Raw genomic sequence first — 16,388 nt, forward strand, 5'->3', positions numbered from 1 at the left:
GGTGTTTTATGATCAGCTTGTGAGCGCATTCTAGTAGTCACTTGCGCATAAAAATCATCGCCCGCTCAAAGAATCACAATGATGATCACCAACCGCTCTTCCTTTAGAATCTGGCAGTGCAGCATTTAACCGCGTTAAACTGTGATCATGACGACCTACGACACCTTCAAATCCCGCGCCGGCCAGGCGCTTCCCAAACTCGATGCGTCCGAGGTCCGGCGGATCGAGCGCTTCGGCGCGCGCGCCTGCTACCGCGACGGCGAGATGTTGTTCGAGGCCGGCCGCAGCACCTTCGGCATGTTCGTCCTGCTGGCCGGGAAAATCCGCATCAGCCGCTATGACGGGTTGGGAAATACCTCTGTGATCACCGAACATCTGCCGGGCGAATTCGCCGGCGAAATGAGCCAGCTATCCAACGCGCCGTCGCTGGTCAACGGCCACGCGATCGGCGCCGTCGAAGTGCTGGTGCTGACCACGCAATCGCTGCGCGCGCTGCTGGTGGCGGAGGCGGAACTGGGAGAGAAAATCGTGCGCGCCTTCATATTGCGGCGCGTCGAATTGATGGACAACGGCGCCAGCGGCGTGGTGCTGATTGCAACACCTGGCCATCCGCGCATGCACGCGCTGCAGGGCTGGTTGAACAGCAACGGGATACCCAACAAGGTGCTCGACCCGCAGGTTGACGAACAGGCGCGCGCCCTGTGCGAACGGTATCACCCGCTGCCCGAGGAACTGCCGATGGTGGTGTGCCCCGACGGCAGCGTGCGCAAAAATCCCTCGACGGTCGATCTGGGGCGCTGTCTCGGCACACTGCCCGAGCTGAGCTCCAACCAGGTGTGGGACGTGATCGTGGTCGGCGCCGGACCGGCCGGACTGGCGACGGCGGTATATGCGGCCTCCGAAGGCTTGTCCGTGCTGGCGCTGGAAACGCGGGCCTATGGCGGCCAGGCGGCGGCCAGCGCCCGCATTGAGAACTACCTGGGCTTCCCGACCGGGATCTCCGGCCGCGCGCTGGCCGGCCGCGCCTACGTCCAATCACGCAAATTCGGCGTCGAGATGGCGATACCCGCGCCGGCCGGACGCCTCGTGTGCGGCAACTATCCGCTCGAAGTGGAGATGTGCGGCAGCCTGCAACGGCTGCAAGCGCGCACGGTGGTGCTGTCGTGCGGCGCGAGGTATCGCCGCCCTTCCCTGGCCAACCTGACCCAGTTCGAGGGCAAGGGCGTGTACTACTGGGCCTCGCCGCTGGAGGCCAAGCTGTGCGCCAGCGAGGAAGTGATGCTGGTCGGCGGCGGCAATTCGGCCGGCCAGGCGGCGGTGTTCCTGTCCGGCTTCGCGTCCAGGGTGCATATGTTGATCCGCAAGGACAGCCTGGCGTCGACGATGTCTAGCTACCTGATCGAGCGTATCGAGGCGACGCCGAACATCGTGCTGCACACGCACTCAGAGATCGTCGCGCTGGAGGGCACGAGCGAGGATGGATTGCGGCAGGTGCGCGTGCGCGACAACCGCGACGAAGTCGAAACCGATTACGACGTGCGGCGCCTGTTCCTGTTCATCGGCGCCGATCCGAACACCGGCTGGCTGGGCGACTGCGGCGTGGAGGTGGACGCCAAAGGCTTCATCCTGACCGGCTACGATACCCCGGGCTGCGCGCTCGAAAGCCGGCAAGCCAGCCTGGAGACCAGCGTGCCGGGGGTGTTCGCCATCGGCGACGTGCGCGCCAACTCGACCAAACGGGTGGCCGCCGCCGTCGGCGAAGGCGCCGCCGTGGTATCGCAGATCCACGCGTTTCTGGCGCGGCGGGAGCAGGCTGGCTAACCCGCTAAAACTGACCCGCGAATGGCGCGGACGGCTGGTGCGTTTGATTGTTTTCCAAACAACACCATGCTACAGTCAAGCCATGCGAAAATTCACCACGCTGCTATGCTGCCTTAGCCTTTTTCTCCAGACCGCCCACGCGCAGACGCCAGCGCGGGACGCCACGCCCGCCGCGCAGCCGTCCGTCCGGCCCAAGGTGGCGTTGGTGCTGTCCGGTGGCGGCGCGCGCGGCGGCGCCCATCTCGGCGTGCTCAAAGTCCTTGAGGATTTGCGGATCCCGGTCGATATGATCGTCGGCACCAGCGCCGGCGCCATCGTCGGCGGCGCCTATGCCAGCGGAATGCCGTTGGCGGACATCGAGCGCGAGATGCAAACCCTGAGCACCGCCAACCTGTTTCACGATGTCGCCCGGCGCGACCTGTCGATCGCCCGCAAGGCGGACGCCGCCGGTGCGTATGTCGGCCCGGAGATCGGCGTCGGCCGCGACGGCGTCGCCCTGCCGAAGGGCGCGGTGGCCGGCGTGGCGCTGGAAGCGGTGCTGCGGCGGCTGACCGCGCGCCAGACGGCGAACAATTTCGATCACTTTCCGATTCCGTTCCGCGCCATCGCCACCGATGTCAGCGACGGCCAGATGATTGTGCTGGCCGACGGCAACCTGGCGCAGGCGGTGCGCGCGAGCATGGCGATACCGGCGGCGATCAATCCGGTGGAGATCGACGGCAGGCTGCTGGTCGACGGCGGCATCGCGCGCAACCTGCCGGTGGACGTGGCTCGCGCAATGGGCGCCGATGTGGTCATCGCCGTCAATATCGGCACCCCGCTGCTCAAGCGCGAAGAGATCAAGTCGGTGCTGTCGATGTCGGACCAGATGACACGCATGCTGACCAACACCAATGTGCAGGTATCGCTACGCGAGCTCAGTGACAAGGACGTGCTGATCACGCCCAACCTGTCGGCGATCCAGGCGGCCAGCTTCGATATGCTCAAGGAAGCCGAAGCCCAGGGGCTGGAAGCGGCACGCGCTTCAACACCGGAACTGCGACGCTACGCGATAGGCCCCGACGACTACGCCTTGCTGGCACGCCATCGGAACGGCGAGCCGCCGCCCAAGGGCGTGCTGCTCAAGGAGGTTCGCGTCGCCGGCGCACACCGCGTGCCGGCCGAGGCGCTGCGCGGCACGATGGAATCCCAGCCAGGCCAGTTGTTCGATCCGGCGATCGCCGAGCGCGACATGCGCCGCCTCTACGGGCGCGGGGACTTCGAACATGTCGGCTACGCCGTCACGCCACTGCACGACGGCAGCCACGTGATGACGACCACAGTCACCGAAAAATCATGGGGGCCGCAATACCTTCGGCTGGGATTGGGCGTATCGACCGACTTCGAAGGCGATTCGTTCTTTTCGCTGCGGGCCTCGCATCGTTGGACGTGGCTCAATTCCCTCGGCGCGGAGTGGCGCAACGAAGTGGAGATCGGCCACACCGACCGGCTGGGCACCGAATGGCGCCAACCCCTGACGCCGGCGCAGCGCCTGTTCGCAACCGCCTACCTGGCTGCGGAGCGTACCCCGCTCGATGTGTACACAAATGGCGACCGGTTGGCGCGCTTCCGGCGCGAATCGGTGACGGCCGGCACCGATATCGGCGTGCCGCTGGCGGAATGGGGTGAGGCCAGGATAGGCTACTCGCGCGGCCACGCCAAGCTGCTGGCCGATACGAGCCTGCTGCCTACCCTGCTCTATCCGAGCGCCCGCACCGCCGCCATCCAGGCCCGCCTGCGCGCGGACACGCTCGACAACCTGGCCTTCCCCCGCGACGGCTTCGAGGCCGATGTGCAGGTGTACTCGTCGCGCACGGGCCTGGGCGCGACCAGCAACTACGACAAGCTGTCGTTCTCCGCGCGCACCGCCGTCGCGACGGGACCGCACTCGCTGCAGGGCGGCCTTGAAATCCAGCGCAAGATCGGCGGCAATCCGCTGCCCGACCATGAGTACATCGCGTTCGGCGGCTTCCTCAAGCTGTCCGGATACCGCACCGGCGAATTGGTTGGCAACAGCCTGCATTTCGGGCGGCTGGTGTACAACTACCGCATCTCGCGTCCCGGCCTGCTCGACGGCGCCTACATCGGCTTCTCGGCCGAACTGGGGCGGATGGGCGACACGCTCGATTCGGTCGACGGCGTGCAGAACGTGCGCAGCAACGCGTTGTATGTGGCGGTCGATACGCCGCTCGGACCGATCTATCTCGGCGCCGGCCGCGCCTCGCGCAACAAGACGGCCTTGTATCTGTTGATCGGCAAGCCCTAGCCGGCGCGGTCAGGCGACGATGTTCAAGCCGCCATCGACATACACGGTGCTGCCGGTGAGCCTATGGGCGTACGGCGTCGCCAGAAACGCGCAGGTGGCGCCGATGTCGTCGATGTCGACCAACTCGCCTAGCGGCGCGCGTTCGACCGCCTCGTTCAGCAACCGGTCAAAATCCTTCAGGCCGGACGCCGCCCGCGTTTTCAACGGTCCCGGCGAGATCGCGTGTACCCGGATGCCGCGCGGTCCCAGCTCATACGCCAGGTAGCGGCATGAGGCCTCCAGTGCCGCCTTCACTGGTCCCATGACGTTATAGTTCGGTACCACCTTGTTGGCGCCATGATAGCTCATCGCGAACATCGAGCCGCCGTCCGTCATCAGCGGCACGGCCAGTTTGGCCATCCGCACGAAAGAGTGGCACGACACGTCCATCGCCTGCAGAAAGCCGTCCAGCGAGCAATCGAGCAGGCCGCCCTGCAAATCCGCCTTGGGCGCAAACGCGATTGAATGGACCAGGATATCGAGCTTGCCCTGCCCCGCAAGGATCGGGAACAACTCTTCGAGTTGACCCGGTTGCGTCACGTCGAGCGGCAGCAGCTGCGCGTCGATTTGCGCCGCCAACGGCGCCACATGCGGCAGCGCCTTGTCGTTCAGATAGGTGAGCACCACGTCGGCGCCCGCCTTGCGGAACGCCAGCGCGCAACCCCAGGCGATCGAATGTTCGTTCGCCACGCCGACCACCAGGGCGCGCTTACCGGCCAAAATGGGAAAAATGGTTTCGGTGTTCATGCATCCTCCAGTATCGCCAGCGTGTGTCGGGCGATCATCAGTTCCTCGTTGGCCGGCACCACCCACGCGGCGACCTTGCTGCCGGCGGCGCTGATGCGGGTCACGCCGCGCGGATTGGCGTCGTTGGCCGCCGCGTCCAGCTCCACGCCCAGCCAGGCCGCGTCGCGGCAGACGGCGGCGCGCAGCGCCACGCTGTTCTCGCCTATGCCGCCCGAGAACACCAGCGCATCGAGCCCTCCCAGCGCGGCGGCCAGCGAACCGAGTTCGCGGCCGATGCGGTAGACCATCAAGCCGATGGCAGCGTTGGCGCGCGGATCGTCGCTCGCCTCCAATGTGCGCATATCGGCCGAGATGCCCGATACGCCCAGCAGGCCGGATTCCTGGTACAGCAGCTTCTGGACGGCCGCCACGTCCATGCCCAGCTCCTCGATCAAATACAACACCACGCCCGGATCGAGGTCGCCGCAGCGGGTGCCCATCGGCAGGCCGTCGACGGCGGTGAAGCCCATCGTGCTGGCGACGCTGCGCCCGGCCGACATCGCGCACATGCTGGCGCCGTTGCCTAAATGCGCGGCCACCACCTTGGCTCCGGCCAGGCCGGGGTCCGCCTGCGGCAGGCGGCTGGCGATATATTCGTAGGACAGGCCGTGGAAGCCATAACGGCGTATGCCGAGATCAGTGATCCTGGCCGGCAGCGCGAACGCCTGCGCCTGCGCCGGCTGGCCGGCATGGAAGGCGGTATCGAAGCAGCCCACCTGCGGCACCTCGGGCGCCAGCGCGATCATCGAGCGCACCGGCGCCAGGTTGTGCGGCAGGTGCAACGGCGCCAGCGGAACCAGTTTGTCGAGCTCCGCCACCACGGTTTGATCCAGCAACTGCGGCCCGCTATAGGCCACGCCGCCATGGACGATGCGGTGGCCGACGGCGGCCACCCGCCTGCCATCGAGATGCGTCTGCGCGAAGTCGATCAGGAAGCGCATGCCGGCCTCGTGATCGATGGGCGCATCCGGCCAGCTTCGCTCGCCGACCGTCGCGCCCTGCGCATCCTGGGCGATGAAACGGGTCACGCCGGCGTACAGGTTTTCGATTTTGCCGCGCAGCGCAGGCCGCAGCGACGGGCCGTCGAACAGCGAGAACTTGATGCTCGACGAACCGGCGTTGATGACGACGATGCAGCCGTTGGGCGCCATCGCCTCAGGCTCCGGTCGCGGCGACGACAGCGGCCTTGCTGTGCACCAGCAGCACCGCCACCGCGCACGACGCCAGACGCGCCTCCACCGAGTCCGCGCGGCTGGTCAGGATGACCGGCACGCGCGCGCCCAGCACGATGCCGGCCGCGCCGGCGCCGGCCATGAAGGTCAGGCTCTTGGCCAGCATATTGCCCGCCTCCAGATCCGGCGCGATCAGCACATTGGCCTGCCCCGCCACCGGCGACACCAGGTTCTTGATCGCCGCCGCCTCCGGATCGATGGCGTTGTCCATCGCCAGCGGGCCGTCGAGGATGGCGCCGGTGATCTGGCCCCGATCGGCCATTTTGCACAGGGCCGCCGCGTCGATGGTGGACGGCATCTTGGCGCTCACCGTCTCGACGGCGGCCAGGATCGCCACCTTGACCGGATCGAATTTGAGCACCTGCGCCAGGTCGATCGCGTTTTGCACGATGTCGACCTTTTCGCTCAACCCCGGATTGATGTTGACGGCGGCGTCGGTGATGATCAGCGGTTCGCTGCGCCCCGGCACATCCATGATGAAGCAGTGGCTCAGACGCCGCGCCGTGCGCAGGCCCGTGTCGGCGGCCACCACGGCGCCCATCAGTTCATCGGTGTGCAGGCTGCCCTTCATCAGCGCCTGCGCCTTGCCCTCGCGTACCAGCTCCACCGCGCGCGCGGCCGACGCGTGGCTGTGCGGCGTATCGATCAGGGTCAGCGCGGAGATGTCGAACTTCGCCTCGTCGGCGGCCTTTTGGATGCGCGCACGCGGCCCCACCAGGATGGGCGTGATCAAGCCCATTTCGGCCGCATCCAGCGCCGCCTCCAATGCGTTGCGGTCGCATGGATGGGCCACGGCCACCGTCACCGGCCCGGCGTCGCGGGCGGCGGTGATCAGGCGGTCGTAGTTGGGGTGCGCGGATTGCTGCCGGGTCGATGCATTCATTGGGGCTCCTGGGGGATGACCCGGCAAATGATAGCAATCCATGCAAATAATGCAACCGCCGATTTGTGCGGTGCGGCATGCCGCACGACACTTATCGCGCTACCTGAGTGGCGATCTTCACTGAAGGAACGCAGCCGTGGCGACGTCGGTGCCCGTGTAGAGCAGCAGGTTCGGCGAGCCGGTGCCCGCGCTCCACACCTTGTTCGGCGTGGCGCGGGACTTGATCAACTGGGCGACCTGGCTCGGGATCAAGCTTGGCTGGCTCTGGAGCAGCAGCGCGACGTTGCCCGCCACGTGTGGCGCCGCCATCGACGTCCCGCTCATCGTCGTCACGGACGTATTGCTGTAGATGCCCGCCGACGTGATGGACGAGCCCGGCGCGAAGATGTCCAGGCAGCGTCCCCAATTGGAATAGGAAGCGCGCGCATCGTTGCTGGCGGTGGCGCCCACGGTAATGGCCGAAGGCTCGCGGGCCGGCGAACTGGTGCAGGCATCTACATTGGAGTTGCCAGCCGCGACCGCCACACTGATGCCGCGCGACACCACATTGGCCACCGCCCTGTCCAGGGTGTATGAGAGGCCGCCGCCGAGCGACATGTTGACCACGGCGGGCCGTACGGCGTTGACCGCCACCCAATCCAGGCCGGCCAGCACGCCGCTCATGGTGCCCGAGCCGTTGCAGCCCAACACCCGCACCGGCACTACGCTTGCGGCTTTCGCGATGCCGTACTTCGCACCGGCCGCCGTGGCGGCGACGTGGGTGCCGTGGCCGTGGCAGTCGTTGGTGCCATTGCCATCGGCAATCGCCGTGTAGCCGGCTCGCACGCGCCCGCCGAAATCGGCATGGGCGGCGCGCACGCCGGTGTCCAGCACGTAGATTTGCACGCCCAGGCCGGTGGCCGCATAGCTGTACGCGCCGTTGAGCGGCAAGGCGCGCTGGTCGGACCTGTCCAACCCCCAGGTCGCACTGGTTTGCGTGGTTTGCGTGTGCGTCACAACCATGTCGGGTTCGATGGATTGCACCAACGGATGGCGACGCATCGCTTCCAGATAGTGGGCGCTCGACTTGGTCGGCAGCGTCACCGTGAAGCCTTTGACGACGTGTTCATAGACGTGGTCCGGACGGGTGCCGGAGCCGTTGGCCAACGACTCGGCGTGCTGCTTCACGGCCCCCGAACCGGGCTTGAAGACGATGATGTAACGGGTGCGTTCGGATTGCTGGGACGCATCAGGGGACTGGGCGTTCGCCGGCATGCTCAGCGCGGCGCCGAGCAGCGGAACCAGCGTAATGACGGACAGGGTGACAAAGGTGCGGGGCGCAACGGCGCCTTGCTTCTGCAACATGGTTTGGCCTCTATAAATTGATAGAGGCCGGCAAGGAATATGGTCCTTGGCCGGGAGTACAGCTACCATGGCGCGGACTGCGCTGTAGGCCTGAAGCTTTGCGTCCCGAGGCTTTCGCCTGGTTTGCCCTCCGGTTTCAATGAGTGCGAGGTTACCACGAAGACTTGCGGCACGAACACGTGTTGCGGCGGGATATCTGGTGCCTGTCGTCTGCACACAACTAGCTCATCTGTAGCGGCCAGGCATCTGTCGCGCTCGCTTTTAGACCGCGTCTTCCATTGCCCTAAACCCAGATCAATTAGCAGTTATATATTTTGAACTTAACGGATGAGTCCTGTCTAACAGAGCGCAAGACCTACAATTAAAGGAGTCATCATGACATCGCCACTTTCATTCTGGACCTGGTCGCCACAATTTTACTTCCCCTGGAGCGGCGGAGTAATGCAACAGATCGACCCCGATCTGACGTGGTTCTCACACTGGATTACCCCCGGTGCAGGCAACGCGGCAATTGAAGAGAAGGCCTTCAGCGGCGTCGCGTCGTACGGCAAACAGCTCGGGTTGATCACCGACGTGTTGCTGGCGGTTGTGGACGAAACGGCACTGACCGCCGAGTCCAAAGCGGTCGACGACTTGCGGCGCATACGCAGCCGCATCGAGATGCTCAAAACCATCGAGTACACCTTGGCGAACGACCAGATCGTCGCCCAGGTGAACAAAATTCGAGAGCGCGGCGGCTCCGAGCTAAATGAACTGACCACGCAGTTATTGCCGCTGCTGATGGACAAGCGGCAACAGCAAGGCCTGCGGAATCTGGCGGGTTAGCCCGGCGGCAACTCAGCGGCGCAGCCCGTACCACGCGCAAGCGACGGCCGGGACACCGAGCGCGACGGCGGAAACGTAATCCCACACGCCGTCGCCCAGCAAGGCGGAAACCAGGCCGACCGCCGTCAGTATCGCCAACACGATGGGCGCGCCCCACATGCGGAGGAAGGGACTCGCGCCGCTCATCGCGCCTCCCCTTCGCTCGCGTAGGCGGGCTCCCGCAATTCCGCGACGACATCGTCATCCTCCTTGCGCACCGGTGCCTTGGCCTGCACACCCCGTTTCAACCAGAGGTACACACCGCTGCCCAGCACGAAGATGGTGGCGATATCGAGCATCGCCCAGAGGAACTGCATCCATGCGCCGCCGTAGTCGCCGAAGTGCAGCGGCTGCGACACCAGCAGCGCCGTCAGGTACCACGGCAACGCGCGGCGATCGGTGATCTCGCTCGTTTGCGCGTCGATCAGCACCGGTTTGTACAGCCGCGACGTCAACGCCTCATTGCCATGCATGAAGATGCCGTAGTGGTGGGGGCTGGAGAACGCGGTGCCCGGGAAGGCGACGAAAGCCACCTGCATGCCCGGCTCGGCGGCGACGGCGTTGTCCATTGCCTTCTGCATCGAACCCAGCTTGCTCGGCAACGCCATATCCTTGTAGGGCGCGGTCATCTCGGCCATCTCGGTGGCTTGCCAGTACTTGACCAGCAGATCCGCCCAGGTGTTGATCATGCCGGTCGCGCCCACCACCAGCGCCCACGTCAGCGTGACAATGCCCAGCATATTGTGCAGGTCCAGCCATTTGACGCGCGGACCGCGCTCGCGCCGCACCTCGCCGAATTCCAGCTTGCGCATGAACGGTGCGTACAGCACGACGCCGGAAATGATCGCCACCACCAGCAACAGCCCCATAAAGCCGAGGAATAATTTGCCCCACAGGCCAGCGTACAAATCCACGTGCAGGTGGAACATCACGCCCAGGAAGGTGCCCTCGAAACTGGGCTCGGCCAGCACCTTGGCGGTGCGCGCATCGACCGCGACCGACTTGAAGCCCTCGTCGGTCGGATGGTCGCCCATCGTCAGATACCAGATCTCGCGCTCGTCCGCCTCCTGCGACATGTACATCACCAGCTTGTTCGGATAGCGCGCCTTGGCGGCGGCGATGACGGCGTCGAGATCGGCCTTGGGCGTGTCCGGCGCCATTTTCGGCGCCTCGATGGCGTTGCCCAGCAGGTGGTCGATTTCGTGGTGATAGATCAACGGCAAGCCGGTCAGGCACAGCAGCAGCATGAACACGGTGCAGACCAGGCTGCTCCATTTGTGGATCCAGGCCCAACGGCGGACGGTAACAGGTGTCATTTTGAAAGTGAGTCGGCAAACCGGAAATTACAATGATAATGCAAATCACTCTCATTTAGTAGCAATACTGCGGCCTCCAGCGCTATAATTGAGAATCGCTCTCATTTACTTACCAAAAATTAAACGAATCATGCACACTCCAAATCTGAAATTGTCCCCGTTCGCGCTTGCCGCGATGCTCATGGCCGGTGCCGCCGGCGCGCAAGGCCAAACCGCCACAGGAGCGGCGGCCGATGTCGCCGAGGGCAAAATCCAGACCGTGGTCATCAGCGCCTCGGCGGATGCGTCGGCCGACGGCTTGACCAAGGATTACGCCGGCGGCCAGGTCGCGCGCGGCGGCCGTCTCGGCCTGCTGGGCAATGTGGACATGATGGATACGCCGTTTAATACGCTCAACTTCACCCAGGCCGTGATCCAGGACCAGCAGGCGCGCAGCGTCGCCGACGTGCTGCAGAATGACCCGTCGGTGCGCGTCGCGCGCGGGTTCGGCAACTACCAGGAGCTGTATGTGATTCGCGGCTTCCCGGTCAACTCCGACGACCTGGCGTACAACGGTTTATTCGGCCTGCTGCCGCGCCAGTTCGTCGCCTCCGAACTGCTCGAACGCGTGGAAGTGCTGCGCGGCGCGAACTCCTTCATCAACGGCGCGGCGCCGGGCGGCGGTGGCGTGGGCGGCTCGATTAACCTGCTGCCCAAGCGCGCCAGCAATAACCCGCTGACGCAGCTGACGGTCGGCGTCGATAGCGGCGGCCAGGGTTACGGCGCGATCGACATCGGCCGCCGCTTCGGCGAGAACGGCAACACCGGTATCCGCGTCAACGCGGTGCGCCGCGACGGCGACACGCCCGTCGACGGCGAGAAGCGCGAGTTGTCGGTAGCCTCCGTCGGCATCGACTTCCAGGGACGCGGCTTCCGCCTGTCGGCCGATGTCGGTTACCAGAACCACAATCTGCGAGGCGCGCGCCCGAGCGTGACCGTCAGCCAGGGCGTCGCCCTGCCCTCCGCGCCTGACTCGGACAGCAACTGGGCACAGAAATGGACCCACTCGAAGGAGCGCGACACCTTCGGCACCTTGCGCGGCGAGGTCGATCTGGCCAAGGACACGGTGGCGTGGGCCGCGCTGGGCGCGCGCAGCGGCGACGAGTCCAACATCATCGCCGAACCGACCGTCGGCGGCACCGGCGGCGCGGCCAGCATGTACCGCTTCGACAATGTGCGCCACGACAGCGTGCGCACCGGCGAGATCGGCGTGCGCACCAGGCTGCGCACCGGCGCCATCGGCCATAGCCTGAGCGCGACCGCGTCGGGGTTCTGGACGGAGTCGCGCAACGCATACGCCTTCAGTAACTTCGCCGGCTTCGCGACCAGCATCTTCAATCCGGTCGATGTGGCGGCGCCGGTTGCCGATTTCTTCACCGGTGGTGTTTTGAACGATCCGAAGCGCGTTTCTAAGTCCATCCTTTCCAGCTACGCGCTGGCGGACACGCTGTCCATGCTGGACGACAAGGTGCTGCTGACGGTCGGCGTGCGGCATCAGTCGATCAAGTCGGAGAGCTATAACTACGACTCCGGCGCTTCGGAGTCGCACTACGACCGCAGCAAAGTCACACCGATGGCCGGCGTCGTTTACCGTCCGGTGAAAGCGGTGTCGCTCTACGCGAACTACACTGAGGGGCTGCAGCAGGGGCCCATCGCTTCCGGGAACATCGACAACATCGGCGAGACGTTCGCACCGTTTGTCTCGAAGCAGAAAGAAATCGGCGTGAAGTACGATGTCGGCACCGTGGGCGCCAGCGCGGCGGTGTTCAGCACCACGCAGCCATCGGCGTATGTGGAGAACAGGATCTTCGGCGTATTCGGCGAACAGCGCAATCGCGGTCTGGAGATGACCGTGTTCGGCGTGCCGACGCGCGGCCTGCGCGTGCTGGGCGGCTTGACTTTGCTCGACGCCGAGCAGCGCGTCACCGCCAGCGGCGTCAATCAAGGCAACGACGTGATCGGCGTGCCGAAGACGCAGCTGAACATCGGCGCGGAGTGGGATGTGCCGGGCGTGCGCGGTTTGAACCTGAATGCGCGGGCGCTGTACACGTCATCGCAGTATGCCGATGGTGCGAATCTGCAGGAGCTGCCGGCGTGGAGCCGGCTGGACATCGGCGCGAGCTATGTCGCCACCATCGCGGATCGCAAGGTCACGCTCCGCGCACGGATCGACAACGTCGCGGACAAGAGCTACTGGGCGTCGGCCGGCGGCTATCCGGGTTCGGGCTACCTGGTGCTTGGTTCGCCGCGTACGGCCGTGTTGTCGGCGACAGTGGATTTTTGATTTGAATCCCCCGACATTTTAGGGAGTTTTGCTCTACACTTCCCAACGCCCCTAGGGACCAACAGCCGGCGCATGCTGGCATCAATCCGCGAATGGAGATCTGGAAAACATGAATATGAGCATGCTCGGCCTTGCCACCACTTTCTCGCTCACCCTGCTCGCGTTCGCCGCCGCCCCGGCAACCGCGAACGCGCAGGCCAGTGCATCCGCGACCGGCAGCCTGCCTTTCGAGGTCAAGCCGGTGGGCACATTCAAGAGCCCATGGGCCATGGCATTCCTGCCCGACGGCAACCTGCTGGTTACGCAAAAGGAGGGGGCGATGATTTTGTTCGATCCCGCTACCGGTACCAAGCGGACAGTGTCCGGCACACCCGCCGTCAGCAGCAAGGACCAGGGTGCGCTCATGGACATCGTGGCCGCTCCCGATTTCGCGGTCAGCAAGCTGCTCTACTTCAGCTACGCCGAGCCGGCCTCCGGTGGCAGTAGCCGGGTCGTGCTCGCCACCGCGACATTGGATCAGGCAGGCGGAACGCTTAAGGATACAAAGGCCATTTTCCGCGGCCAGGATGCTTCGACTGGCGGGCACTATTCGGGCCGTATCGGCTTTTCGCCTGATGGCAAGTATCTCTTCTTCACGAGTGGCGACCGCCAGCTTCTCGATCCGGCGCAGGACCCCAAGTCGACGCTCGGCAAGGTGCTGCGCCTGAACCTCGACGGCACGCCGGCCGCCGGTAATCCGCTCGCAGCCAAGGGCTTCCATGCAGCCGTCTGGTCGTATGGCCACCGCAACCTGCTGGGCATCGCCTTCGACAGGCAGGAGCGCTTGTGGGAAATGGAGATGGGGCCGCGCCATGGCGACGAGATCAACCTGATCAAGCCAGGCCTCAACTATGGCTGGCCGAAGGCATCGAACGGCAGTCACTATGACGGCCGGGACATCCCCGACCACGCGCCCGGCGACGGCTTCGAGGCCCCGAAAGTTTCCTGGAATCCGGCCATTTCACCAGGCGGCCTCGCCTACTACGATGCGGACCTGTTCCCGAAGTGGAAAAACTCCCTCTTCATCACCGGTCTCTCGGGCAAGTCGCTGGACCGCATCACGCTCGACGGTGAGAACGCCAGCAAGGTGGACCATTGGGACATGGGCGAACGAATCCGCGCCGTGCGCACCGGGCCGGATGGCGCGCTATGGCTGCTGGAAGACGGTCCGCGCGGCCGGCTGCTGATGCTGACACCGAAGAGGTAGGCCAGCGGGAACGACGTGGCGCGGACATGCCATGCCGGTAGATTAAGTTTGCAGGCGAGCTTACCGCGATTGGTCGGGTTCCGCCTAGTATGCTCACCACCGGCGGGTGCCGGTAGCAGTGCTTGGGCCATGGCAGCAGTGCGCCTGCGAACACGGCCGCTATCTTAACGCCGACCTCCTACCGTACGTCTGCTTCCGCCCCTGAGCGGACTTAGGTGTCGGCCGGAGCGTTAGCGGGCGTCGCCATACATTCGCCTGAAGCCTGGTGATGCGAGCGGTTCGTCACGCAACGCAGTCAGTAAGTGATCACGCGTTACCCCTTTTTCGAACAGCTTGAGCCACTGCACGGCCCATGCGGCGCTATTCGGATCGTGATCGTTCTTTGCGAGCGTGTTTAAGGCCCGATAGGCGCTGGCTGAGTCGCCTAGCCAAGCATACGCCAAGGCGGCCGCACGTGCGAATGCCGCGACATCATGCCCTTGGCGCCAGGCCTTGCTCGCCAAGTCCATGGTTTTTTCCGGCGGCGTTTCTGAATCCATGATCCCGACATGGAACAGCGCATACGATATCCAGGGCGTCCCGGGCGCCAGTAGGGCTGCCTCAGTCAGGCTGGTGCGGGCTTCCGCAAGTTGCTCCCGTTTGTCTCCCACCGCGTTTTTCGCCAGTTTCAGGTGAGCCAGGCCCAGCAGATAATGAAGTTCCACGTTGCGAGAATCGTGGCGCAGGGCGTCCGTCAGGTAGGGGATCGCGTCGCGCGGATCACCCCACTCGATCTCAGCACGGCTCATGGTGATCTGGGCAAAATCAACAGCATGTGCCGCTGCCGCCGCAGCGCGCACGCGTCGCAGCAGCTTCCCGCCATTGTCGGGAGAGGGGCAAGCTTTCAGCGCTGCATTGTCAAGAACGAAGTCGCCCTCGACTCGGCTTAGGCGGGTAAAGTCGATACGAGCCATGGGCAGTTCGGGAAAATCGACCTTGATGACCTTCATGAGCACTCGCCGGTAATGCCACATTGTCGCGTTCAGTTTCATGCCTGACAGGCCAAACAAGTCTGCAAACGCCGCTCCCCCGTCGCTGCCGTTATTCATCAGCTCTAGATACCGCGCCATCTTGTCGCGGTTTTCCGCAGTTGAAAGCATGTAGTGCACTAGATTGAACGCCCGGGACTGAAATTCAGCTTGCGCCAGATATGCGTCAGTACCTATTTCGGTTTTCTTCATGCGGCTGAAAAAATCCTGCGACATGTCCTTACGCAACACTTCGTCGTAGGTGAGGAAATACAGGCGTCCTTGGCTGTAATCGAGCAACTTCATCGATTCGGCGGTCGTACCGGCGGCATGGCCGATCGCCATCTGGTTGTCTGTGAATCGCGCTCCCCCGAAATAAAATTTAAAACCCTGGAGGAACCACTCTGGCCCCCGAATCTCGGTGTGGCGGTACAAAAAATTCTCGCTGTATAAAGTGAGAATAGCCGACAGCGTGAAATCAACATTGTCCGTCAACAGCGACGCATTATTCGACTCCCACATCCGCCCCCGGCCGAACGTGAAAACCTGGGTGCCGGATACGCAGCTGTCAACCAAGCCAACGGTCTCGACAGGGAATTCACCGAGTTCCGCGGTCCAGTTGACCCGGTCCTGAAAGTACAAGGTGAGCTTAGGCAAGTCAGGCTGCCGAATAAGGAATGGTCGCAGGTACAGCCGCAGCACATAGTCCAGCCGCTCCAGGTTCTTCACCAGTTGGACGGCCTGTTCGGGATCGCTGTCAGAATAAACGATTAGGTGCTGGCTCTCGATCCGGAACCACGTCGATGGATCGCGCACCCCCTTGATAACAATGGTGGCGGAATTCTGGCTGCTCTCGACCACATTTTGTTTTGGCTCGCTCACAGATGCGCCAGCGGGCAGGAGTGCAATTGCGATGAGCAGGGTAAATACATACTTGGCAATGGTCACCCACGTCTCCTTCTTGTTTTCAGCTTGTGTGCGGCGTTAAGGGGATGAGTAGATAGCCATATTGAGCAACTTACCGTAGGTCCGCTTATGGCCGGTTTCGGCCTACGCTCTACGGCATGACTGCTGCGCCGTCGATTGCTGCGCAGAAAGCCAAAAACCAAGAGATTGGGGCGATAGCAAAAAGCCACAAAAAGGAATAAATTAGCCTAGCAGCAAGCAATTCCCCCTTTGTAACGCGGAAAATTCCAACTAGGCTAGCCCCTAAAAGAGCTAT

The 16,388-nt window shown here is 64.0% G+C and carries 12 protein-coding genes and 1 riboswitch; of the genes, 5 read left to right on the forward strand and 7 right to left on the reverse strand.

Annotated features, from left to right (window positions below; all coding sequences use genetic code 11):
- The first annotated feature begins 147 nt into the window (after positions 1-147).
- Together NHH88_18300 and NHH88_18305 are read left to right on the forward strand one after the other, a co-directional pair.
- Positions 148-1,821 (forward strand): FAD-dependent oxidoreductase, encoded by a 1,674-nt coding sequence (locus NHH88_18300; GenBank protein USX11657.1) that lies wholly within the window; start codon positions 148-150, stop codon positions 1,819-1,821.
- Positions 1,822-1,903: 82 nt separating this feature from the next.
- Positions 1,904-4,126, forward strand: a complete 2,223-nt coding sequence (locus NHH88_18305) for a patatin-like phospholipase family protein (GenBank protein USX11658.1) — start codon at positions 1,904-1,906, stop codon at positions 4,124-4,126.
- Positions 4,127-4,135: 9 nt separating this feature from the next.
- Here the strand turns inward: NHH88_18305 and fabI are convergent, their stop codons facing one another.
- The 4 genes from fabI to NHH88_18325 form a co-directional block, all read right to left on the reverse strand.
- Positions 4,136-4,912 (reverse strand): enoyl-ACP reductase FabI, encoded by a 777-nt coding sequence (gene fabI / locus NHH88_18310; GenBank protein ID USX11659.1) that lies wholly within the window; start codon positions 4,910-4,912, stop codon positions 4,136-4,138.
- Entirely contained in the window at positions 4,909-6,102 is a 1,194-nt protein-coding gene (locus NHH88_18315) for an acetate/propionate family kinase (GenBank protein USX11660.1), read from the reverse strand. The genes fabI and NHH88_18315 overlap by 4 nt, the downstream gene beginning before the upstream one ends.
- A gap of 4 nt (positions 6,103-6,106) precedes the next feature.
- A complete protein-coding gene (locus NHH88_18320; protein USX11661.1) occupies positions 6,107-7,066 on the reverse strand; it encodes a phosphate acetyltransferase in 960 nt (319 codons plus the stop codon).
- Between the two features lie 117 nt (positions 7,067-7,183).
- Positions 7,184-8,410: a S8 family peptidase gene (locus tag NHH88_18325; protein ID USX11662.1), complete on the reverse strand. Its 1,227-nt coding sequence runs from the start codon at positions 8,408-8,410 to the stop codon at positions 7,184-7,186.
- 49 nt (positions 8,411-8,459) lie between these two features.
- Positions 8,460-8,548, reverse strand: a riboswitch (cyclic di-GMP riboswitch).
- Positions 8,549-8,785: 237 nt separating this feature from the next.
- Here NHH88_18325 and NHH88_18330 point away from each other — a divergent pair.
- On the forward strand, positions 8,786-9,235 hold the full coding sequence (locus NHH88_18330) for a hypothetical protein (protein USX11663.1): 450 nt from the start codon (positions 8,786-8,788) through the stop codon (positions 9,233-9,235).
- Between the two features lie 12 nt (positions 9,236-9,247).
- Here NHH88_18330 and NHH88_18335 read toward each other — a convergent pair whose 3' ends face one another.
- Both NHH88_18335 and NHH88_18340 read right to left on the reverse strand, forming a co-directional pair.
- Positions 9,248-9,421, reverse strand: a complete 174-nt coding sequence (locus tag NHH88_18335; GenBank protein USX11664.1) for a hypothetical protein — start codon at positions 9,419-9,421, stop codon at positions 9,248-9,250.
- Positions 9,418-10,590: a PepSY domain-containing protein gene (locus tag NHH88_18340; protein USX11665.1), complete on the reverse strand. Its 1,173-nt coding sequence runs from the start codon at positions 10,588-10,590 to the stop codon at positions 9,418-9,420. Before NHH88_18340 ends, NHH88_18335 begins: the two co-directional genes overlap by 4 nt.
- 130 nt (positions 10,591-10,720) lie before the next feature.
- Here NHH88_18340 and NHH88_18345 point away from each other — a divergent pair, with 130 nt between their 5' ends.
- The gene (locus tag NHH88_18345) at positions 10,721-12,913 is read left to right on the forward strand and encodes a TonB-dependent siderophore receptor (protein USX11666.1); all 2,193 of its coding nucleotides are present in this window, start codon (positions 10,721-10,723) and stop codon (positions 12,911-12,913) included.
- Positions 12,914-13,022: 109 nt separating this feature from the next.
- On the forward strand, positions 13,023-14,159 hold the full coding sequence (locus NHH88_18350; GenBank protein ID USX11667.1) for a PQQ-dependent sugar dehydrogenase: 1,137 nt from the start codon (positions 13,023-13,025) through the stop codon (positions 14,157-14,159).
- 230 nt (positions 14,160-14,389) lie between these two features.
- Here the strand turns inward: NHH88_18350 and NHH88_18355 are convergent, their stop codons facing one another.
- Positions 14,390-16,114, reverse strand: a complete 1,725-nt coding sequence (locus NHH88_18355; GenBank protein USX11668.1) for a tetratricopeptide repeat protein — start codon at positions 16,112-16,114, stop codon at positions 14,390-14,392.
- Between the last annotated feature and the right edge of the window lie 274 nt (positions 16,115-16,388).

The sequence above is a fragment of the Oxalobacteraceae bacterium OTU3CAMAD1 genome, from assembly GCA_024123915.1.
Lineage (GTDB): Bacteria > Pseudomonadota > Gammaproteobacteria > Burkholderiales > Burkholderiaceae_D > Rugamonas.

Bases quoted from the DNA above. Each gene is read 5' to 3' on its own strand.
- NHH88_18300 (USX11657.1), top strand. From the start codon at position 148: ATGACGACCTACGACACCTTCAAATCCCGCGCCGGCCAGGCGCTTCCC.
- NHH88_18305 (USX11658.1), top strand. From the start codon at position 1,904: ATGCGAAAATTCACCACGCTGCTATGCTGCCTTAGCCTTTTTCTCCAG.
- fabI (USX11659.1), bottom strand. From the start codon at position 4,912: ATGAACACCGAAACCATTTTTCCCATTTTGGCCGGTAAGCGCGCCCTG.
- NHH88_18315 (USX11660.1), bottom strand. From the start codon at position 6,102: ATGGCGCCCAACGGCTGCATCGTCGTCATCAACGCCGGTTCGTCGAGC.
- NHH88_18320 (USX11661.1), bottom strand. From the start codon at position 7,066: ATGAATGCATCGACCCGGCAGCAATCCGCGCACCCCAACTACGACCGC.
- NHH88_18325 (USX11662.1), bottom strand. From the start codon at position 8,410: ATGTTGCAGAAGCAAGGCGCCGTTGCGCCCCGCACCTTTGTCACCCTG.
- NHH88_18330 (USX11663.1), top strand. From the start codon at position 8,786: ATGACATCGCCACTTTCATTCTGGACCTGGTCGCCACAATTTTACTTC.
- NHH88_18335 (USX11664.1), bottom strand. From the start codon at position 9,421: ATGAGCGGCGCGAGTCCCTTCCTCCGCATGTGGGGCGCGCCCATCGTG.
- NHH88_18340 (USX11665.1), bottom strand. From the start codon at position 10,590: ATGACACCTGTTACCGTCCGCCGTTGGGCCTGGATCCACAAATGGAGC.
- NHH88_18345 (USX11666.1), top strand. From the start codon at position 10,721: ATGCACACTCCAAATCTGAAATTGTCCCCGTTCGCGCTTGCCGCGATG.
- NHH88_18350 (USX11667.1), top strand. From the start codon at position 13,023: ATGAATATGAGCATGCTCGGCCTTGCCACCACTTTCTCGCTCACCCTG.